We start from the raw sequence: 15075 nt of genomic DNA, 5'->3' as shown, positions 1-15075 counted from the left end.
CTTGCGCGAAAAACTTACCGTATTTGCACGCGGGGCCGGAACAAACTTGCGCGCGCCGGGAAAAGCCGCTTTTTGGCCAAGCCACGGAAAATCATACAATTTTTGTGATATTTAACGGGGTTTTGCTCTGGAGCTGCCCGTTATTCGGACAACTCCAGAGCAAATTATTACCTGGTGAGGCTTGCCTGAACATCGTTCAGCGTCGCCTCGAGCGCGGACACCATCGTATCAACCTGCTGATCGTTGATGATGAGCGGCGGACAGAAGGCAAGCGTATCGCCCATTGCGCGGGAAATGACGCCGCGCTCCTGAAGAACGGCGTTTGCCTTTGCGCCCAGAGCGCCGGTTGGTTCAAGGCCCGTCTTGGCCTGCTTGTCGGTGACAAGCTCGACACCGGCTATGAGACCAACGCCACGCACTTCGCCGACCAGAGGATGATCCTGCAACTCACGCAGGCGCTTCTGCATATAGGTGCCGCGGTCGCGCGCATTGGCGACCAGATCACGCTCTTCAATAATGGCGAGGTTTTCCAGCGCTACCGCTGCCGCCACCGGATGACCGGATGCCGTGAAGCCCGTGCCAAGCGTGCCGATCTTGTGGCTTTCTTCGGCAATTGGCGCGTACACACGCTCGTTGATGAGGAAGGCCGAAATCGGCAGATAGGATGACGAAAGCTGCTTCGACATCACCAGAATGTCCGGTTTCATATCGAAAGTCTGGCTGCCGAACAGATTGCCTGTCCGTCCGAAGCCGCAAATAACTTCGTCAGCGATCAGCAGAATATCGTAGCGCTTGAGAACAGCCTGCACTTTTTCCCAATAGGTTTTGGGCGGCACCACCACGCCACCGGCACCCATGACCGGCTCTCCGATAAAAGCGGCAATGGTGTGTGGCCCTTCAGCGATGATCAACTGTTCCAGCTCATCCGCGAGCCGCGTTGCAAACTGCTCTTCAGTCTCGCCAGCCTGTCCTTCGCGATAATAATGCGGGCAGCCCGTATGCAGGATACGATCGATCGGCAGATCGAAAGAACGGTGATTGTTGGGCAAGCCGGTCAAGCTGGCAGAGGCAATCGTCACACCGTGATAGCCGCGCTTGCGTGAGATGATTTTCTTGCGCTCCGGTTCACCCAGCGCATTGGAGCGATACCAGATCAGCTTGACGACCGTATCGTTGGCTTCGGAACCTGAATTGGTGAAGTAGGCCTTGCTCATCGGAACAGGTGCCATTGAGACAAGCTTTTCAGCCAGATCAATGACAGGACCATGCGAACGGTAGGAGAATGTATGGTAGAAAGGCAGCTTCTTCATCTGTCGTGCAGCTGCTTCGGCCAGACGCGGTTCGGAAAAGCCCACGCCAACACTCCACAGTCCTGACATCGCTTCGATATAGCGCTTGCCCGATACATCTTCGACGTAAATGCCATCGCCACGCTCGATGACGAGCGGACCTTCCGCTTCGAGGCGGACAGCATCGGTATAAGAATGGAGATGATAACGGATATCGCGAGCTTCAAGAGAGTTTGGCTGAGCAGTCATTCATTGATCCTCCGGGAAAGATAATGAATTTGTAGCCCGTTTCAGAAAAAGCGCAAACCGGAAAGCCGCTGAAAAATGCCCTTCGGATCAAACCGCCGAGGGACTTGGAAGATATTTACAGAAGACCGAAAGTGCGGGCCTTGGCGACGGCCTGAACCTTATTCACCGCAACAAGCTTTGTGAGCACGTTGCTGATATGGAAATTCACCGTGCGCGTCGAAATATTGAGGATCGTGCCGATGATCTCGGCAGTCTTTCCCTCACTCGTCCAGCGCAGGATTTCCCGCTCGCGCATCGTCAGGTTCACTTCAGAAACGCAGTTCATCGTCGGAACATCAAGATGTTCGTACATGGACAAATGCAGCAGATTGGCTGCGATCTGCATCTGGCGCCGCAACATTGAAATCTCACCGGAAGATAATGCCGGGCCAGTTCTCAGGAAAGACAGCATTCCGAACACGCCTTGAGCAGCCCAACACGGCTGGGAAATTCCAACCTTGAGGCCGAAGCGCTGTGCATCCGCCCATATCTGTGGTGCTTCCGCAAAGAGCTTCGACGACCAGACCAATGGCTCTATGCTGTTCAGTGCCTTGCGAACCAATGGGTCAACATCCGCATATTTTCGGGCTGTATAGTGATCGGTCCATTCCTGCGGCAACGACCCAAAGCTGAGCCATTTGACCACGCCGTTCAACAAGGGAACGCGCATGACATACGCCGTATGTGCAAATCCGCACTGCCTGGCATAGGTGCCTATATATTCAAGGAGCTGTCCGGCATCGTCAGCAGATTGCATGGATTCATAAATTTGTTCCCATTTCATTGCAGACTTCCCAACGAAAAATATAACTATTGATGATTATTGAAATTCGAAGCATTTAAATAAAACGCCAACAAATCAGTAACACATCTCTGTATTTTTCTCTATATACTAATCAGAAATGCATACATCTCCACCGGTTAAATATTACAGTGATCTAAATTATAAATTACTTTAATAAATACTTAATTATTACATGAAGCAGGACCAGCTCTAAAACGCCAAATAAATCAACGGTTCTGGAACATGGAATGCCGAGCCGACGCAGTTACGTCTGCTGGTTTGTAGTCGACAAGCAACTACAAACCAGTCAAACGCGGCCAATACATCTGTCAGAAATACGAGTATATGAGATTAAGCTAATCGAGTTGCGGCATTTGTCACGCCGCAGCCTCTTCGGGAGCTGCACCTGGGGTATAATTAAGGATCGGTGCGAGCCAGCGCTCGACTTCCTCTATCGTCATTCCCTTGCGGCTCGCGTAATCCTCGACCTGATCCCGTTCGACTTTGGCCACGCCGAAATAATAGCTTTCCGGATGGCCGATATAGAGACCCGAAACCGACGAGCCCGGCCACATGGCGTAGCTTTCCGTCAATTCCACGCCCGTATTCGCGGTCGCGTCCAGAAGGCGGAAAAGGGTCGTCTTTTCAGTGTGATCGGGCTGTGCCGGATAGCCAGGAGCCGGACGAATACCCTGATAGGGTTCACCGATCAGTTCTTCCGGCGAATAGGTCTCATTCGCCGCATAGGCCCAGAATTCCTTGCGCACGCGCTCATGCATCAGTTCCGCAAAGGCTTCGGCAAAACGGTCGGCCAGCGCCTTCACAAGAATAGCGGAATAGTCGTCATTGGCGCGCTCGAAACGCTCGGCAATCGCCACTTCGCCAATGCCTGCCGTGACGACGAAGCCGCCGACATAATCCTGCTTTCCGCTCTCGGCGGGTGCGACGAAGTCGGACATCGCCACATTCGGACGACCATCGCGCTTGCTCAATTGCTGGCGCAGCGTGAAGAAAGTGGCAAGTTCCTCGTTCCGGCTTTCATCGGTGAAAAGACGAATATCGTCGCCGACCGCATTGGCGGGCCAGAAACCGACGACAGCTTTCGGCGTGAACCACTTTTCGTCGATGATCTTTTTCAACATCGCCTGAGCGTCGTCCCAGAGTTGCCGGGCGGCTTCGCCCTGCTTCTCGTCTTCAAGAATTGCCGGATAGCGGCCCTTCAACTCCCAGGTCTGGAAGAACGGCGTCCAGTCGATATAGCGGGCGATTTCGGCCAGATCGTAATCGTCGAAGGTCTTCGTGCCGGTGAATGTCGGCTTTGCCGGAACAAAATTATCCCAGTCGAGCTTATGCGCATTGGCGCGGGCACGAGCGATCGGCAGGCGCTGCTTTTCCGCTTCATTGCGCGCGTGAGCGGCTGCCACCTTGGCATATTCCCCGCGCAGACCGTCAACATAGGCCTGCTTGCCTTCCGGTGACAGCAGGCTCGAAACCACACCGACGGCACGGCTTGCATCGATGACGTAGACTGCCTGTCCGCGTTCATAGCGCGGATGAATCTTCACCGCCGTATGGACACGGCTCGTGGTCGCGCCGCCGATCAGAAGCGGAATATCGAAACCTTCGCGCTCCATTTCTGCTGCCACATGCGCCATCTCATCCAGCGAAGGCGTGATGAGGCCGGAAAGGCCAATGATATCCACCTTTTCGTCGCGCGCCACCTGCAAAATCTTCTGCGATGGCACCATGACGCCGAGATCGATGATCTCGTAATTGTTGCAGGCCAGCACAACGCCAACGATATTCTTGCCAATATCATGCACGTCGCCCTTCACGGTCGCCATCAGCACCTTGCCGGCGCTCTGACGTTCACCACCGCCAATGCCTTTTTCAGCATTGAGGCGCTTTTCTTCTTCCATATATGGCAGGAGAACGGCCACGGCCTGCTTCATCACACGGGCCGACTTGACCACCTGTGGCAGGAACATCTTGCCGGCACCGAACAGGTCGCCAACCACGTTCATACCGGCCATCAGCGGGCCTTCGATGACGTGCAACGGACGTTCGGCAGACTGGCGCGCCTCTTCCGTATCGGCTTCGATATATTCGGTAATGCCGTTGACCAGCGCATGTTCGAGGCGCTTTGCCACCGGCCATTCGCGCCAGGTCAGATCCTGCACCTTGGCTTCTTTCGAGCCGGAGTCGCGGAAACGTTCGGCGATTTCCAGCAAACGTTCGGTCGCATCGGAGCGGCGGTTCAACACCACATCCTCGCAGGCCTCGCGCAGTTCCGGATCGATGGCATCGTAAACCGCCAGCTGACCGGCATTGACGATGCCCATATCCATACCCGCCTGAATGGCGTGGTAGAGAAACACGGCATGCATCGCCTCGCGCACCGGCTCATTACCGCGGAAGGAGAAGGAAAGGTTCGACACGCCACCCGAGACATGGACATGCGGCAAGGTCGCCATGATCTTGCGTGTCGCTTCAATGAAATCGACGCCGTAATTATTGTGCTCGTCGATACCGGTCGCCACCGCAAAAATGTTCGGGTCGAAGATGATGTCTTCCGGTGCGAAACCGACCTGTTCGGTCAGGATCTTGTAGGCCCGGGTACAGATTTCGATCTTGCGCGCCTCGGTATCGGCCTGCCCGGTTTCATCGAAAGCCATCACGACAACTGCCGCACCATAGGCGCGGACGAGCTTCGCATGATGAATAAAGGCCTCCTCGCCTTCCTTCATCGAGATGGAGTTGACCACCGCCTTGCCCTGAACGCATTTCAGGCCAGCCTCGATGACTTCCCATTTGGAGCTGTCAATCATGATCGGCACGCGAGCAATATCCGGCTCGGCAGCAATCAGATTGAGGAATTCGACCATGGCCTTTTCGGAATCGATCAGGCCTTCATCCATGTTGATGTCGATGATCTGGGCGCCATTGACCACCTGATCGCGCGCGACGTCGAGCGCAGCAGCAAAATCGCCAGCCTTGATCAGCTTGCGGAAGCGTGCCGAGCCGGTCACGTTGGTGCGTTCGCCGACATTGACGAAAGGAATATCCTCGGTCAGCGTGAAGGGCTCAAGGCCCGAAAGGCGCATCAGCGGCGCGACCTTGGCAGGCTTGCGCGGCGGGTGTTTCGCAACAGCCTCGGCAATGGCGCGGATGTGTTCGGGCGTCGATCCGCAGCAGCCGCCGACCACATTGACCATGCCGTCACGGGCAAAGCCTTCGATCTGGGCGGCCATCGCTTCCGGCGTTTCGTCATACTGGCCAAACTCGTTCGGCAGACCGGCATTCGGATAGGCGCAGATGAAGGTGTCGGCAATGGTGGACAATTCGTCGAGATGCGCACGCATAGCGTTGGCGCCGAGCGCGCAATTGAGGCCGATGGTAAATGGTTTGGCGTGACGCAACGAATGCCAGAATGCCGTTGGCGTCTGGCCGGACAGGGTGCGGCCGGAAAGATCGGTGATCGTGCCGGAAATCATTACCGGCAGGAAGATGCCCTTTTCCTCGAACACTTGTTCCGAGGCGAAGACGGCAGCCTTGGCGTTGAGCGTATCGAAGATGGTTTCAATCAGGATGATGTCGGAACCGCCGTCGATCAGCCCCCGGATCTGCTCGGCATAGGCGATGCGCAGATCGTCGAAGGTAACAGCGCGGTAGCCAGGATAATTCACATCCGGCGACAGGGAAGCGGTGCGGTTTGTCGGTCCAAGAGCGCCCGCAACGAAACGGCGGCGACCGTCCTTCTGCTCGGCGCGCAAGGCGGCGCGACGGGCCAGACGCGCACCGTCGCGGTTCAATTCATAGACCTGCTCTTCCATGCCATAATCGGCCTGGGCAATTGTCGTGGACGAAAACGTATTGGTTTCGAGAATATCCGCGCCCGCAATGGCGTAGGCATAATGGATTTCCTCGATAGCCTTGGGCTGCGTCAGGGTCAGAAGGTCGTTATTGCCCTGAAGCTGGCAGTCGCAGGCGCCGAAGCGCTCGCCGCGGAAATGCTCTTCATGAAAACCAAGTCCCTGAATCTGGGTTCCCATCGCGCCGTCGAGGATCAGGATGCGCTCACGCGCTGCCTTGGTGAGAGCTGCGAGCACTTCTGAGCCATCCGGCTGCGCAGCCGTTGCACCAAAAAGACCATCGAGGGAAGAGGCCATAAAACACCGCCTATATTCAATCTGTTACCAGGCAGCAGGTCTGTTCGGACACATAAACCTGAATCGCCCTTTATACGCACATCACGGAAGTCGCTTAATGACATAAACATATCTTTATGTCAATTCGGGGAGACTAATTCCTACCCCAAATCAGAGCATCACCCATCTGTTGCCGCAACGAAGAAATCGTGACTTCGCAGGGCCACTGCTCCGCCACAATGTCCGGCCTAAAATAACGGCAGGGACGATATTCGTTGTTTATTTTTACGCGCATCTTATCCGAAAACCGTTTCACATTTTTCGGTATGCGCTGTGAGGAGAGACCGATGAAAAGGTTTGCTTATTCTCTGTTTGCCGCATGTTTGTCACTCGGCATGGGACTATCCGCTGCTGCCGGAACTGCGAATGCGGCGCAGCCGTCTTTGATGGCGACACCGTCCGCCCAGGCTCCAGCACCGGATGTTCAGAACGTTCAGTATTACGATTATCGTGGGGACCGCCGCTATTGGCGGGAGCATCGTCGACACTGGCGGCATGATCGTCCGCGTTACCGCCCATACTATCGCTATGATCGCCGTTACTGGGGACCGCCGCCTGCTTATCGCTACCGTCCGGCACCGGTCTATCGCGGCGGCAACCCGCATGTGCGGTGGTGCTACAACCGTTATCGTTCCTACCGAGCCTACGATAATACGTTCCAGCCCAATTATGGGCCACGGCGCCAGTGCTACTCGCCATATCTCTAAAACGAAAAAGCCCCGGAAAACCGGGGCTTTTTTGTTAATCATACGGTACAAAAATCAGGTGACATAAGCACCGATTGAAGCCGCAACCAGACCGATCGCAACCGCAATCATCACGCCATAAACGCGTGGCTTGTCAAACAGGACGGCGAAAGCCGCGAACCAGCTGACAACCGCAGCGCCCAGCGCGAATAAAAAGCCCGGCTTGTCGCCGTGGTACAGGTTGGCCGCCATGAGGCCGCCGATAATCAGCGCGCCAAAAACGATCATCAACCCTGTGGCATATCGCTCGTAATCGTCCATTTAAATTCCTTGGTTCCGCCCCCGCCGTGACAGGTGCCGGAAACTCTCGTCAATCCGTTTGGCCATTTAAGGGCATTGGCCGGTCGCCATCACACAATCATTATTCGTGTCGTTCTTCAACCATTTCGCTGCGCCATTTTTCGCAATTGTTACGACTTTTCACGTGAACGTTCCTATCGTTGCCCGATAACCGGCATTTGTCCCGTTCAAAACCATGTTAATATGACTTCCATGGAATCGTCAGGCGTCACCATTTTCGAAACAGAGATCGGACCGTGCGGCATTGCATGGCGCGGACAGAAGATTGTGGGCGTCGAGATCGGGGATGCTGACGAGAAGGAAACCCGCTATCGGCTCGGCGAGCGGTTCCCCGGTGCCGAAGATATCAACGAGCCCTCCTTCGTCAGCAATGCAACCCAAGGTGTGCGCGCGCTTCTGGCAGGCGCCGATGTCGATTTTTCAGGTACACCGCTGGCGCTGGATGCCCAGCCCGATCTCAACCGGCAGGTCTATGAAATTATCCTTGAGCTGAAACCGGGCGAGACAACGACCTATGGTGCGATTGCCCGACGGATCGGTGACGTAAGTCTCTCGCAGGCTGTCGGTTATGCACTGGGCAAGAACCCGTTTCCAATCATTGTGCCCTGTCACCGGGTGCTCGGTGCCAATGGCAAGGTCGGCGGCTTTTCCGCAGCAGGCGGAACGGCAACAAAACTCAAGCTCCTCAATATCGAACGAGCGAGAACGTCCAGCGAGCCTGATCTTTTCGGCGGCCTGCCGTTACAGGAAAGACCACAGGCCGACTGGTAGTTATTTTTACGCATTTCCGAACGCAAAACCGCTTCGCACTTTTGCTGGAAATGCTTTAGCGCTTGTCTGTCACAATATCGGCTGAAAAGCGCAATTCGCGCATCGGACGCACCAGTTGCGTCGTCGCGTCATAGGTCGGATGCTTTTTGAAAGCGAAAAGCGCTTCCTCATCTTTGAACTCGGCATAGACCACGAGATCAATGCGGTCGCACATCGGATCGACCCTGGAATTTGGCAGAACTTCAAAAAGGTCAGCATGAGGAATGGTGCCGAGTTGCTCCAGCCCCTTTTTGACAGTCTCTATATCCTGACCTTCTTTGACGCTGAAGAAAACAATATGCCGGATCACACCGCGACTCCCTGAAGTTGGTGAGGCGTGTCTAGCGCATCAAGGCCCGCAGAAAAATGGCAAATTTGAGTGATGTGCCTAACTTGCCTTGACCCGACGCCAGGCAAACCCGCCCTCTTCCGGCGCCGAACCGCGTCCCGGCTGGTAATAGCCGGGCGTATCGACCAGACGATTTTCGCCAAGACGGCCCTGCGCCACCTTGTTGGTCACCTGAAGGCTGTCGAAACCGGTCCGCAGCATCAGGGCGGCCTGATCGATCAGCACGTCGCCGACGGCGCGCAACTCACCCGCAAAGCCTTCGCGGCGCAAAATCTCCGCCTTGGAATAGGAACGCCCGTCATTAAAGGCCGGAAACTGCAAGGCGATCAGCGGCACGCTGCCCAGATCATCCAGAAGCGGTTCAATGGCTTCGCCCGGCGCAACCGAGACGCCGATCCGGCGATTGGAGGCGCGGCGGCGCTCCTCATCCAGTCCGAGCCAGACGGCCAGCGGAATGATGATTGCCGGGGCATCGCCCGCCGCTTCAAGATCGTCGGCAAAGACATAGTCGTCCTCGCGAAAGCCCTCGGCAGACCAGAGTTTGGTTTCGTTGATATCGCTCATTTCCGGTCACCTGCTCCCAAATTCTTCAAACTATCGGACAGACCCGACAGATGGATGCCGCATTCTGTCTTTTCCGATCCGGCCCAGCGTCCGGCTCGCTGATCCTCGCCCTCGCTCACGGGCCGTGTGCAGGGCATGCAGCCGATGGAACGATAGCCCTGCGCGATCAGCGGATGCGGCGGCAGGTCGTGTTTTTCGGCATAGGCCTTGAGATCGGCTGCCTGCAAACGCGCCAGCGGATTGATACGAATGCGCGAACCGACCGATTCGAATACGGCCAAGCTTTCGCGCGTCGATGCCTGAAACTGCTTGCGGCCCGTCATCCAGGCCCGATAAGGGGCCACGGCGCGCGCCATCGGCTCCACCTTGCGGATGAAGCAGCAGCGATCCTTGTCGGTCATCGACAAAGCGCCAAACGGGTCTTCCGTCCTGACACTGTCTTCCAGCGGCAGAATATCCTGCACATCGGTCAATCCCAGCCGGTCCACCAGATCATGACGATAATCAAGTGTCGCCCGAAAATGCTTGCCCGTATCGAGAAACAGAACCGGCGTCGCCGGATCGATTTCCGAGATCATATGCAAAAGCACAGCCGATTCCGCGCCAAAGGAAGACACGACCGCGATCTGCCCCTCATAGAGTTCACGCGTGATGAGCGCGATCACATCCTGCGGGGAAGACGCGCCGTGGCTTGCCTCCAAAAGGCGGGCTTCGGCGGCAGCACTTTCTTCCGCATCAAGCTGCACGGCTTATTTCTCCATAAAGCGCTTGTTTGAACGGCTCCATGCCGACGCGGCGATAGGCGGCAAGGAAGGTTTCTTCCGGGCTTTCCCGCAAGCCCAGATAGGTATCCACGACCGTTTCGATGGCATCCACCACTTCTTCCGACGAGAAGCCGCGACCGGTGATGTCACCGATGGTCGAATGCTCGTCCGCCGAACCGCCAAGCGTGATCTGATAAAGCTCTTCGCCCTTCTTCTCGACGCCCAGAATGCCGATATGGCCGACATGGTGATGGCCGCAGGCATTGATACAGCCGGAAATCTTGATCTTGAGATCGCCGATCTCAAGCTGGCGCTGCTGGTCGCCGAAGCGCTCCGAAATGCGCTGCGCCACCGGAATGGAGCGTGCATTGGCAAGGGCGCAATAATCGAGACCGGGGCAGGCGATGATATCGGTGATGAGACCGGCATTCGGCGTCACCAGACCGTCCGATTGCAGCAGATCGTAGATGGCTGCGAGATCGGCCTTGGCCACATGCGGCAGAACCAGATTCTGCTCGTGGCTGACGCGGATTTCATCAAAGGAATAGGTCTCGGCAATATCCGCCACCAGTTCCATCTGCTCGGCGCTCGCATCGCCCGGAATGCCACCAATGGGCTTGAGCGAAATGGTGATGACGGCATAATCCGGGTTCTTGTGCGGCGTGACATTGCGCGCCACCCAGCTTGCAAATTCCGCATCGGCCTTCTGTGTGACGGCCAGCACTTCCCAGCCTTCCGGCCGTTGCGGCAGGTTCGGCATGCGGAAATAACTTTCGATGGCGTCAATATCGCGCTGCGGCAGCTTCAATTCGCCATTGCGGATTTCGTCCCACTCGGCATCGATCTCGCGGGTCAGCTCTTCGACGCCCGTTTCATGGACGAGAATCTTGATGCGCGCCTTGTATTTGTTGTCGCGACGGCCATGCAGATTGTAAACGCGCACGATGGCCGTCACATAGGTCAGCATGTCCTCGATGGGCAGGAAGTCGCGAATCTTCTTCGCCACCATCGGCGTGCGGCCCTGACCGCCGCCAATATAGACAGCCAGCCCCAGATCGCCCGCCTCGTTCTTCTTCAGCTGCAGGCCGATGTCATGCACCTGAATGGCGGCGCGGTCATGGTCCGAGCCGACGATGGCAATCTTGAACTTGCGCGGCAGATAGGAAAATTCCGGATGCAGCGACGACCACTGGCGCAAAATTTCGGCAAACGGACGCGGATCGGCCACTTCGTCGGCGGCAGCGCCTGCGAAATGATCGGCAGTCACGTTACGAATGCAATTACCGGAGGTCTGGATGGCGTGCATCTCGACTTCCGCCAGCTCTTCCAGAATACGCGGCACATCCTTCAGCGCAGGCCAGTTATACTGGATATTCTGGCGCGTGGTGAAATGGCCAAAGCCGCGGTCATAGACGCGGGCAATGTGACCGAGCTTGCGTAGCTGGCGGCTCGACAGCGTGCCATAGGGAATTGCCACACGCAGCATATAGGCGTGCAGTTGCAGATAGAGACCGTTCATCAGACGCAGCGGTTTGAACTGGTCTTCCGTCAGCTCTCCGGCCAGACGGCGCTCGACCTGATCCTTGAACTGGGCAACGCGGGCCGCAACAAAATCGCGGTCGAATTCATCGTAACGATACATAGGCTAGGTCCAAATCCACAATCAGGAGGCGCGCTTCAATTCAGGCTTTTCGAGGGGCAAATCGCCAAAGGTCACGATGGTCGGGCCGGAAAGGCGGATGCGTTCGCGTAGGCGGATCGGGTAAAGCCCCTCCTCGCGCTCCTCGACATCGATCACATTCACATCGACAACCAGATTGGCCTTCGCTGCAAGCTTGCCCGCATCTTCAAGCGCCGTGACAGCTTCGGCATGGCGGGCGATCAGCGCGCCGTCGATGGTCTCCTGCCACGACCCGTCAGCACCGAGCCAAACAGCCTGTCCGTCGATCAGCCGGTTTGCAGTGAGAACTTTTACAACCATTTCCAAACTCCAAACTTTTGTTAACCGCGCATCCCGCAGGTTTAGGCTGCGACGGATACCGGCTTGAGGGCCAGCGCTTCGGCTTTGTCGATTGCGGCACCGGCGACCGCATCGCCAATGATCACCATGACCGGACCGGAAAGCTCCTTGCGGCTTTCCAGATCCGGCAAATCCTTCAGCGTACCGTGGAACAGGCGCTTGTCCTGCCGGCTCGCATTTTCCACCACCGCCACGGCGGTATCTTCGTGCAGGCCCGCACCCATCAGCCGCGCGGCAACCGATGCCGCGACGGTCGAGCCCATATAGACGGCAATGGTTGCGCCGGAGACGGCGAGCTTCGCCCAGCCCGGCAGCACGTCGCCGGTCATGTCATGACCGGTAGTGAACACCAGCGACGAGGCGACACCGCGCAGCGTCAGCGGCAGTTCCATGTCGGCTGCGGCGGCAAAGGCAGAAGTGATGCCGGGAACGATTTCGAATCCGATACCGGCGGCACGCAGTGCGGCCATTTCTTCACCTGCACGTCCGAACACCAGCGGATCGCCCGATTTCAGCCGCACAACGCGCTTGCCTTCGCGGCCCAGCGCAACCAGCAGGCGGTTGATCTCTTCCTGACTTTTGGAATGGCAGCCTTTGCGCTTGCCGACGGCAAGACGCTCCGCATCGCGGCGACCCATGGCGATGACACCTTCCGGCACCAGCGCATCATGCACAATCACTTCGGCTTCCATCAAGGCGCGATGGGCGCGCAGGGTCAGCAGGTCTTCGGCACCCGGACCGGCACCGACCAGCCAGACATAACCGGCGACATTGTCGCGCTGCTTGATCAGGTCGTTCGCGGCTTTCTGCGCTTCCTCCCGGTCGCCATTCTCGATGGCATGGGCGACACGGCCCGAAAAGAACCCGCGCCAGAAGCTGCGGCGTGCCAGCCCCTTGGGCAAGGCGCGCTCGACCAGCGGACGCCAGCTTTCGGCAAAATGCGCAAGCTCGCCCAGACGCGGCGAGAACGCGGCATCAATCCGCGCGCGCACCATCTGCGCCAGAACCGGGGCCGTGCCTTCCGAACCGATAGCAATGGTGACCGGCGCACGGTTGACGATGGCGGGCGTCAGGAAATCGCAAAGTGCTGGACGGTCAACGACATTGACCGGAACCTTCTCGGCCTTGACCACGGCAGCAATGGCGCGATCCTGCGCTTCATCGCCGGTTGCGACAAAAACCAGCTTTGCGCCATCGAGATGCTCAGGCGCGAAAGGTGCAGCCACATGCTCCGCGCCGTGGCCTGCGATGAACTCGGCCAGATGATGTTCTGTTTCTTCGGCAACGATGCGAAGTCGCGCCGAAGTCTGCGCCACAAGGCGCGCCTTGTTCAAAGCTTCCTCGCCGCCGCCAACGACGACAACCACCTCTTCCGATACCCGGAAGAAGGCAGGAAAATCAGCCAGTAAACGCTTTTGCGATAGAGACACGGCGCCATCCTTGGGAGCATTTCCAGCGAAAGTGGATACTAGTTTCGCGTGCGGAAATGCGTCTTGTAAAAGTTGGCGCCATTATCCGTTGAGCGACGTGATTTTATAAGAAATGGGCTTGCGCGTGAAAATGACGGCGAGCATCACTTTTCCTCAAAACAGAGGAATACGGGATTTTAATTTCCCGTAATGCCGGAAATATACCCCACAATTTTTATAGGATTTACATAGACTTATCAGTAGTTGCCGCTCGTGAAGAATGCCGGAATATGTTTGGGCCACCGTCGCGGCAGCACGGCAATCAGATCGAAACGCAGCGACAGGCGGGCATGGTCGGGCTGGCGTTGCAGCCAGAGATCGGCTGCGGCTTCGATGCGGCGCATGGCCTGCGGCGTGACAGCGAGGTGTGCTGCTTCCAGACTGCTCCGCGCCTTGACCTCAACAATCAAAATCAGATTGCCACGCCGGGCGATCAGATCGATTTCGCCGAGCCTTGTCCGATAGCGCCGGGCGACGATCCGAAAACCTTTCAGAAGAAGAAGCACTGAAGCAAAACGTTCGGCGCTGTGTCCGCGAAAGAAAGCAGTTCGCTTTTTCTCGCGGAGGTCTGTCATCGCTGATCCGATTTCAATTGCATGAGACGCTGATAGAGAACCGATTTCTGTCCGCCGGTCATGCGGGCTGCCTCGCCTGCGGCCTTGGATGGCGGCAGTTCGGCGGCAAGCGACAGCAGCATCTTGTCGATGTCTTCCTCGCTTTGCGGAACGGCGTTGCCCGTTGGCGGCCCCACTAGCAGAACGACTTCACCGCGAATGCGATCTTCGCCGTCAAACTCGGCTGCAAGCTCGCCCAGCGGCGCAGTGCGAATGGTCTCGTAGGCCTTGGTCAGTTCACGACAGAGCGCGCCCATACGATCCGGCCCGAACACTTCGGCCATTTCCGCCAGCGTTGCCGCTGTCCGGTTTGGCGATTCATAGAACACCAGCGTTGCGTCGATGCCCTTGAGGCTTTCAAGCTTCGACTGTTTTTGCCCATGCTTGGAGGGCAGGAAGCCGCAGAACATGAAGGCGTCGGTCGGCAGGCCCGAAGCGGCAAGTGCGGCCAGAACGGCGGAAGCACCCGGAATAGGTACGACACGAATGCCCGCCTCGCGCGCTTCGCCCACCAGACGGAAACCGGGATCGGAGACGAGCGGCGTTCCGGCATCGGACACCAGCGCAACGCTTTTGCCCGCTGAGAGCGCCGCTATCAGCTTTTCACCGGCTTCGGCGGCATTGTGCTCATGATAGCTGATGGGGCGGCGCGCTATACCATAGCGGTCGAGCAGAACGCGGGTTACACGCGTATCTTCGCAAGCCAGAATATCGACGGACGCCAGCGTTTCGATACCGCGCAGCGTCATATCGCCGAGATTTCCGATGGGGGTCGAGACGATATAAAGAGCAGGCTCCAGTGGCCGGGCGCGCATTGTCGTGCCGCCAACCACATATTCCCGTCGCCCCTCGCCTGCTTCGTCCGTCATT

Annotated in this window: 14 protein-coding genes; 2 read left to right on the top strand and 12 right to left on the bottom strand. The window is 57.2% G+C overall.

What is annotated here, in order from left to right:
• Positions 1–167: 167 nt before the first annotated feature.
• The 3 genes from ABDF71_RS02540 to metH form a co-directional block, all read right to left on the bottom strand.
• Complete coding sequence (locus ABDF71_RS02540; protein ID WP_029925894.1) at positions 168–1538, bottom strand: aspartate aminotransferase family protein; 1371 nt, start codon at positions 1536–1538, stop codon at positions 168–170.
• Positions 1539–1653: 115 nt separating this feature from the next.
• Positions 1654–2361, bottom strand: coding sequence for a LuxR family transcriptional regulator (locus tag ABDF71_RS02535; protein WP_010658031.1), 708 nt, complete (start codon positions 2359–2361; stop codon positions 1654–1656).
• 377 nt (positions 2362–2738) lie between these two features.
• A complete protein-coding gene (metH, locus tag ABDF71_RS02530; RefSeq protein WP_500060969.1) occupies positions 2739–6530 on the bottom strand; it encodes a methionine synthase in 3792 nt (1263 codons plus the stop codon).
• 326 nt (positions 6531–6856) lie between these two features.
• Between metH and ABDF71_RS02525 the strand changes: the two genes are divergently transcribed.
• Positions 6857–7276, top strand: coding sequence for a BA14K family protein (locus ABDF71_RS02525; protein WP_151614934.1), 420 nt, complete (start codon positions 6857–6859; stop codon positions 7274–7276).
• A gap of 54 nt (positions 7277–7330) precedes the next feature.
• Here the strand turns inward: ABDF71_RS02525 and ABDF71_RS02520 are convergent, their stop codons facing one another.
• Positions 7331–7576 (bottom strand): hypothetical protein, encoded by a 246-nt coding sequence (locus ABDF71_RS02520; protein WP_010658028.1) that lies wholly within the window; start codon positions 7574–7576, stop codon positions 7331–7333.
• 231 nt (positions 7577–7807) lie between these two features.
• Here ABDF71_RS02520 and ABDF71_RS02515 point away from each other — a divergent pair, with 231 nt between their 5' ends.
• Positions 7808–8386, top strand: coding sequence for a methylated-DNA--[protein]-cysteine S-methyltransferase (locus ABDF71_RS02515; protein ID WP_151615034.1), 579 nt, complete (start codon positions 7808–7810; stop codon positions 8384–8386).
• A gap of 55 nt (positions 8387–8441) precedes the next feature.
• Here ABDF71_RS02515 and ABDF71_RS02510 read toward each other — a convergent pair whose 3' ends face one another.
• From ABDF71_RS02510 to rsmI, 8 genes are all read right to left on the bottom strand, one after another.
• The gene (locus ABDF71_RS02510; protein WP_151614933.1) at positions 8442–8735 is read right to left on the bottom strand and encodes a Dabb family protein; all 294 of its coding nucleotides are present in this window, start codon (positions 8733–8735) and stop codon (positions 8442–8444) included.
• 78 nt (positions 8736–8813) lie between these two features.
• Positions 8814–9338 carry a DUF934 domain-containing protein gene (locus ABDF71_RS02505; RefSeq protein ID WP_151614932.1) on the bottom strand — a complete coding sequence of 175 codons (525 nt, stop codon included), beginning with the start codon at positions 9336–9338 and terminating at the stop codon, positions 8814–8816.
• Complete coding sequence (locus ABDF71_RS02500) at positions 9335–10084, bottom strand: phosphoadenylyl-sulfate reductase (protein ID WP_151614931.1); 750 nt, start codon at positions 10082–10084, stop codon at positions 9335–9337. The genes ABDF71_RS02505 and ABDF71_RS02500 overlap by 4 nt, the downstream gene beginning before the upstream one ends.
• Positions 10074–11744, bottom strand: coding sequence for a nitrite/sulfite reductase (locus tag ABDF71_RS02495; RefSeq protein WP_151614930.1), 1671 nt, complete (start codon positions 11742–11744; stop codon positions 10074–10076). Before ABDF71_RS02495 ends, ABDF71_RS02500 begins: the two co-directional genes overlap by 11 nt.
• A 21-nt stretch (positions 11745–11765) precedes the next feature.
• Positions 11766–12083 (bottom strand): DUF2849 domain-containing protein, encoded by a 318-nt coding sequence (locus ABDF71_RS02490; RefSeq protein ID WP_010658022.1) that lies wholly within the window; start codon positions 12081–12083, stop codon positions 11766–11768.
• Positions 12084–12124: 41 nt separating this feature from the next.
• The gene (cysG, locus tag ABDF71_RS02485) at positions 12125–13552 is read right to left on the bottom strand and encodes a siroheme synthase CysG (protein WP_500060965.1); all 1428 of its coding nucleotides are present in this window, start codon (positions 13550–13552) and stop codon (positions 12125–12127) included.
• Between the two features lie 236 nt (positions 13553–13788).
• Positions 13789–14166, bottom strand: coding sequence for a YraN family protein (locus ABDF71_RS02480; protein ID WP_010658020.1), 378 nt, complete (start codon positions 14164–14166; stop codon positions 13789–13791).
• Positions 14163–15074 carry a 16S rRNA (cytidine(1402)-2'-O)-methyltransferase gene (gene rsmI / locus ABDF71_RS02475; protein WP_040129000.1) on the bottom strand — a complete coding sequence of 304 codons (912 nt, stop codon included), beginning with the start codon at positions 15072–15074 and terminating at the stop codon, positions 14163–14165. The genes ABDF71_RS02480 and rsmI overlap by 4 nt, the downstream gene beginning before the upstream one ends.
• Position 15075: the final 1 nt, after the last annotated feature.

Origin of the sequence: Ochrobactrum sp. WV_118_8, assembly GCF_039631535.1 — a bacterium.
Taxonomy (GTDB): Bacteria; Pseudomonadota; Alphaproteobacteria; order Rhizobiales; family Rhizobiaceae; genus Brucella; species Brucella anthropi.
This window is presented reverse-complemented; position numbering and strand designations above follow the sequence as displayed.

What these genes read in the sequence shown, in the direction of transcription:
- ABDF71_RS02540 (WP_029925894.1), bottom strand. Translation starts at nt 1,538, where the DNA reads ATGACTGCTCAGCCAAACTCTCTTGAAGCTCGCGATATCCGTTATCAT.
- ABDF71_RS02535 (WP_010658031.1), bottom strand. Translation starts at nt 2,361, where the DNA reads ATGAAATGGGAACAAATTTATGAATCCATGCAATCTGCTGACGATGCC.
- metH (WP_500060969.1), bottom strand. Translation starts at nt 6,530, where the DNA reads ATGGCCTCTTCCCTCGATGGTCTTTTTGGTGCAACGGCTGCGCAGCCG.
- ABDF71_RS02525 (WP_151614934.1), top strand. Translation starts at nt 6,857, where the DNA reads ATGAAAAGGTTTGCTTATTCTCTGTTTGCCGCATGTTTGTCACTCGGC.
- ABDF71_RS02520 (WP_010658028.1), bottom strand. Translation starts at nt 7,576, where the DNA reads ATGGACGATTACGAGCGATATGCCACAGGGTTGATGATCGTTTTTGGC.
- ABDF71_RS02515 (WP_151615034.1), top strand. Translation starts at nt 7,808, where the DNA reads ATGGAATCGTCAGGCGTCACCATTTTCGAAACAGAGATCGGACCGTGC.
- ABDF71_RS02505 (WP_151614932.1), bottom strand. Translation starts at nt 9,338, where the DNA reads ATGAGCGATATCAACGAAACCAAACTCTGGTCTGCCGAGGGCTTTCGC.
- ABDF71_RS02495 (WP_151614930.1), bottom strand. Translation starts at nt 11,744, where the DNA reads ATGTATCGTTACGATGAATTCGACCGCGATTTTGTTGCGGCCCGCGTT.
- ABDF71_RS02490 (WP_010658022.1), bottom strand. Translation starts at nt 12,083, where the DNA reads ATGGTTGTAAAAGTTCTCACTGCAAACCGGCTGATCGACGGACAGGCT.
- ABDF71_RS02480 (WP_010658020.1), bottom strand. Translation starts at nt 14,166, where the DNA reads ATGACAGACCTCCGCGAGAAAAAGCGAACTGCTTTCTTTCGCGGACAC.
- rsmI (WP_040129000.1), bottom strand. Translation starts at nt 15,074, where the DNA reads ATGACGGACGAAGCAGGCGAGGGGCGACGGGAATATGTGGTTGGCGGC.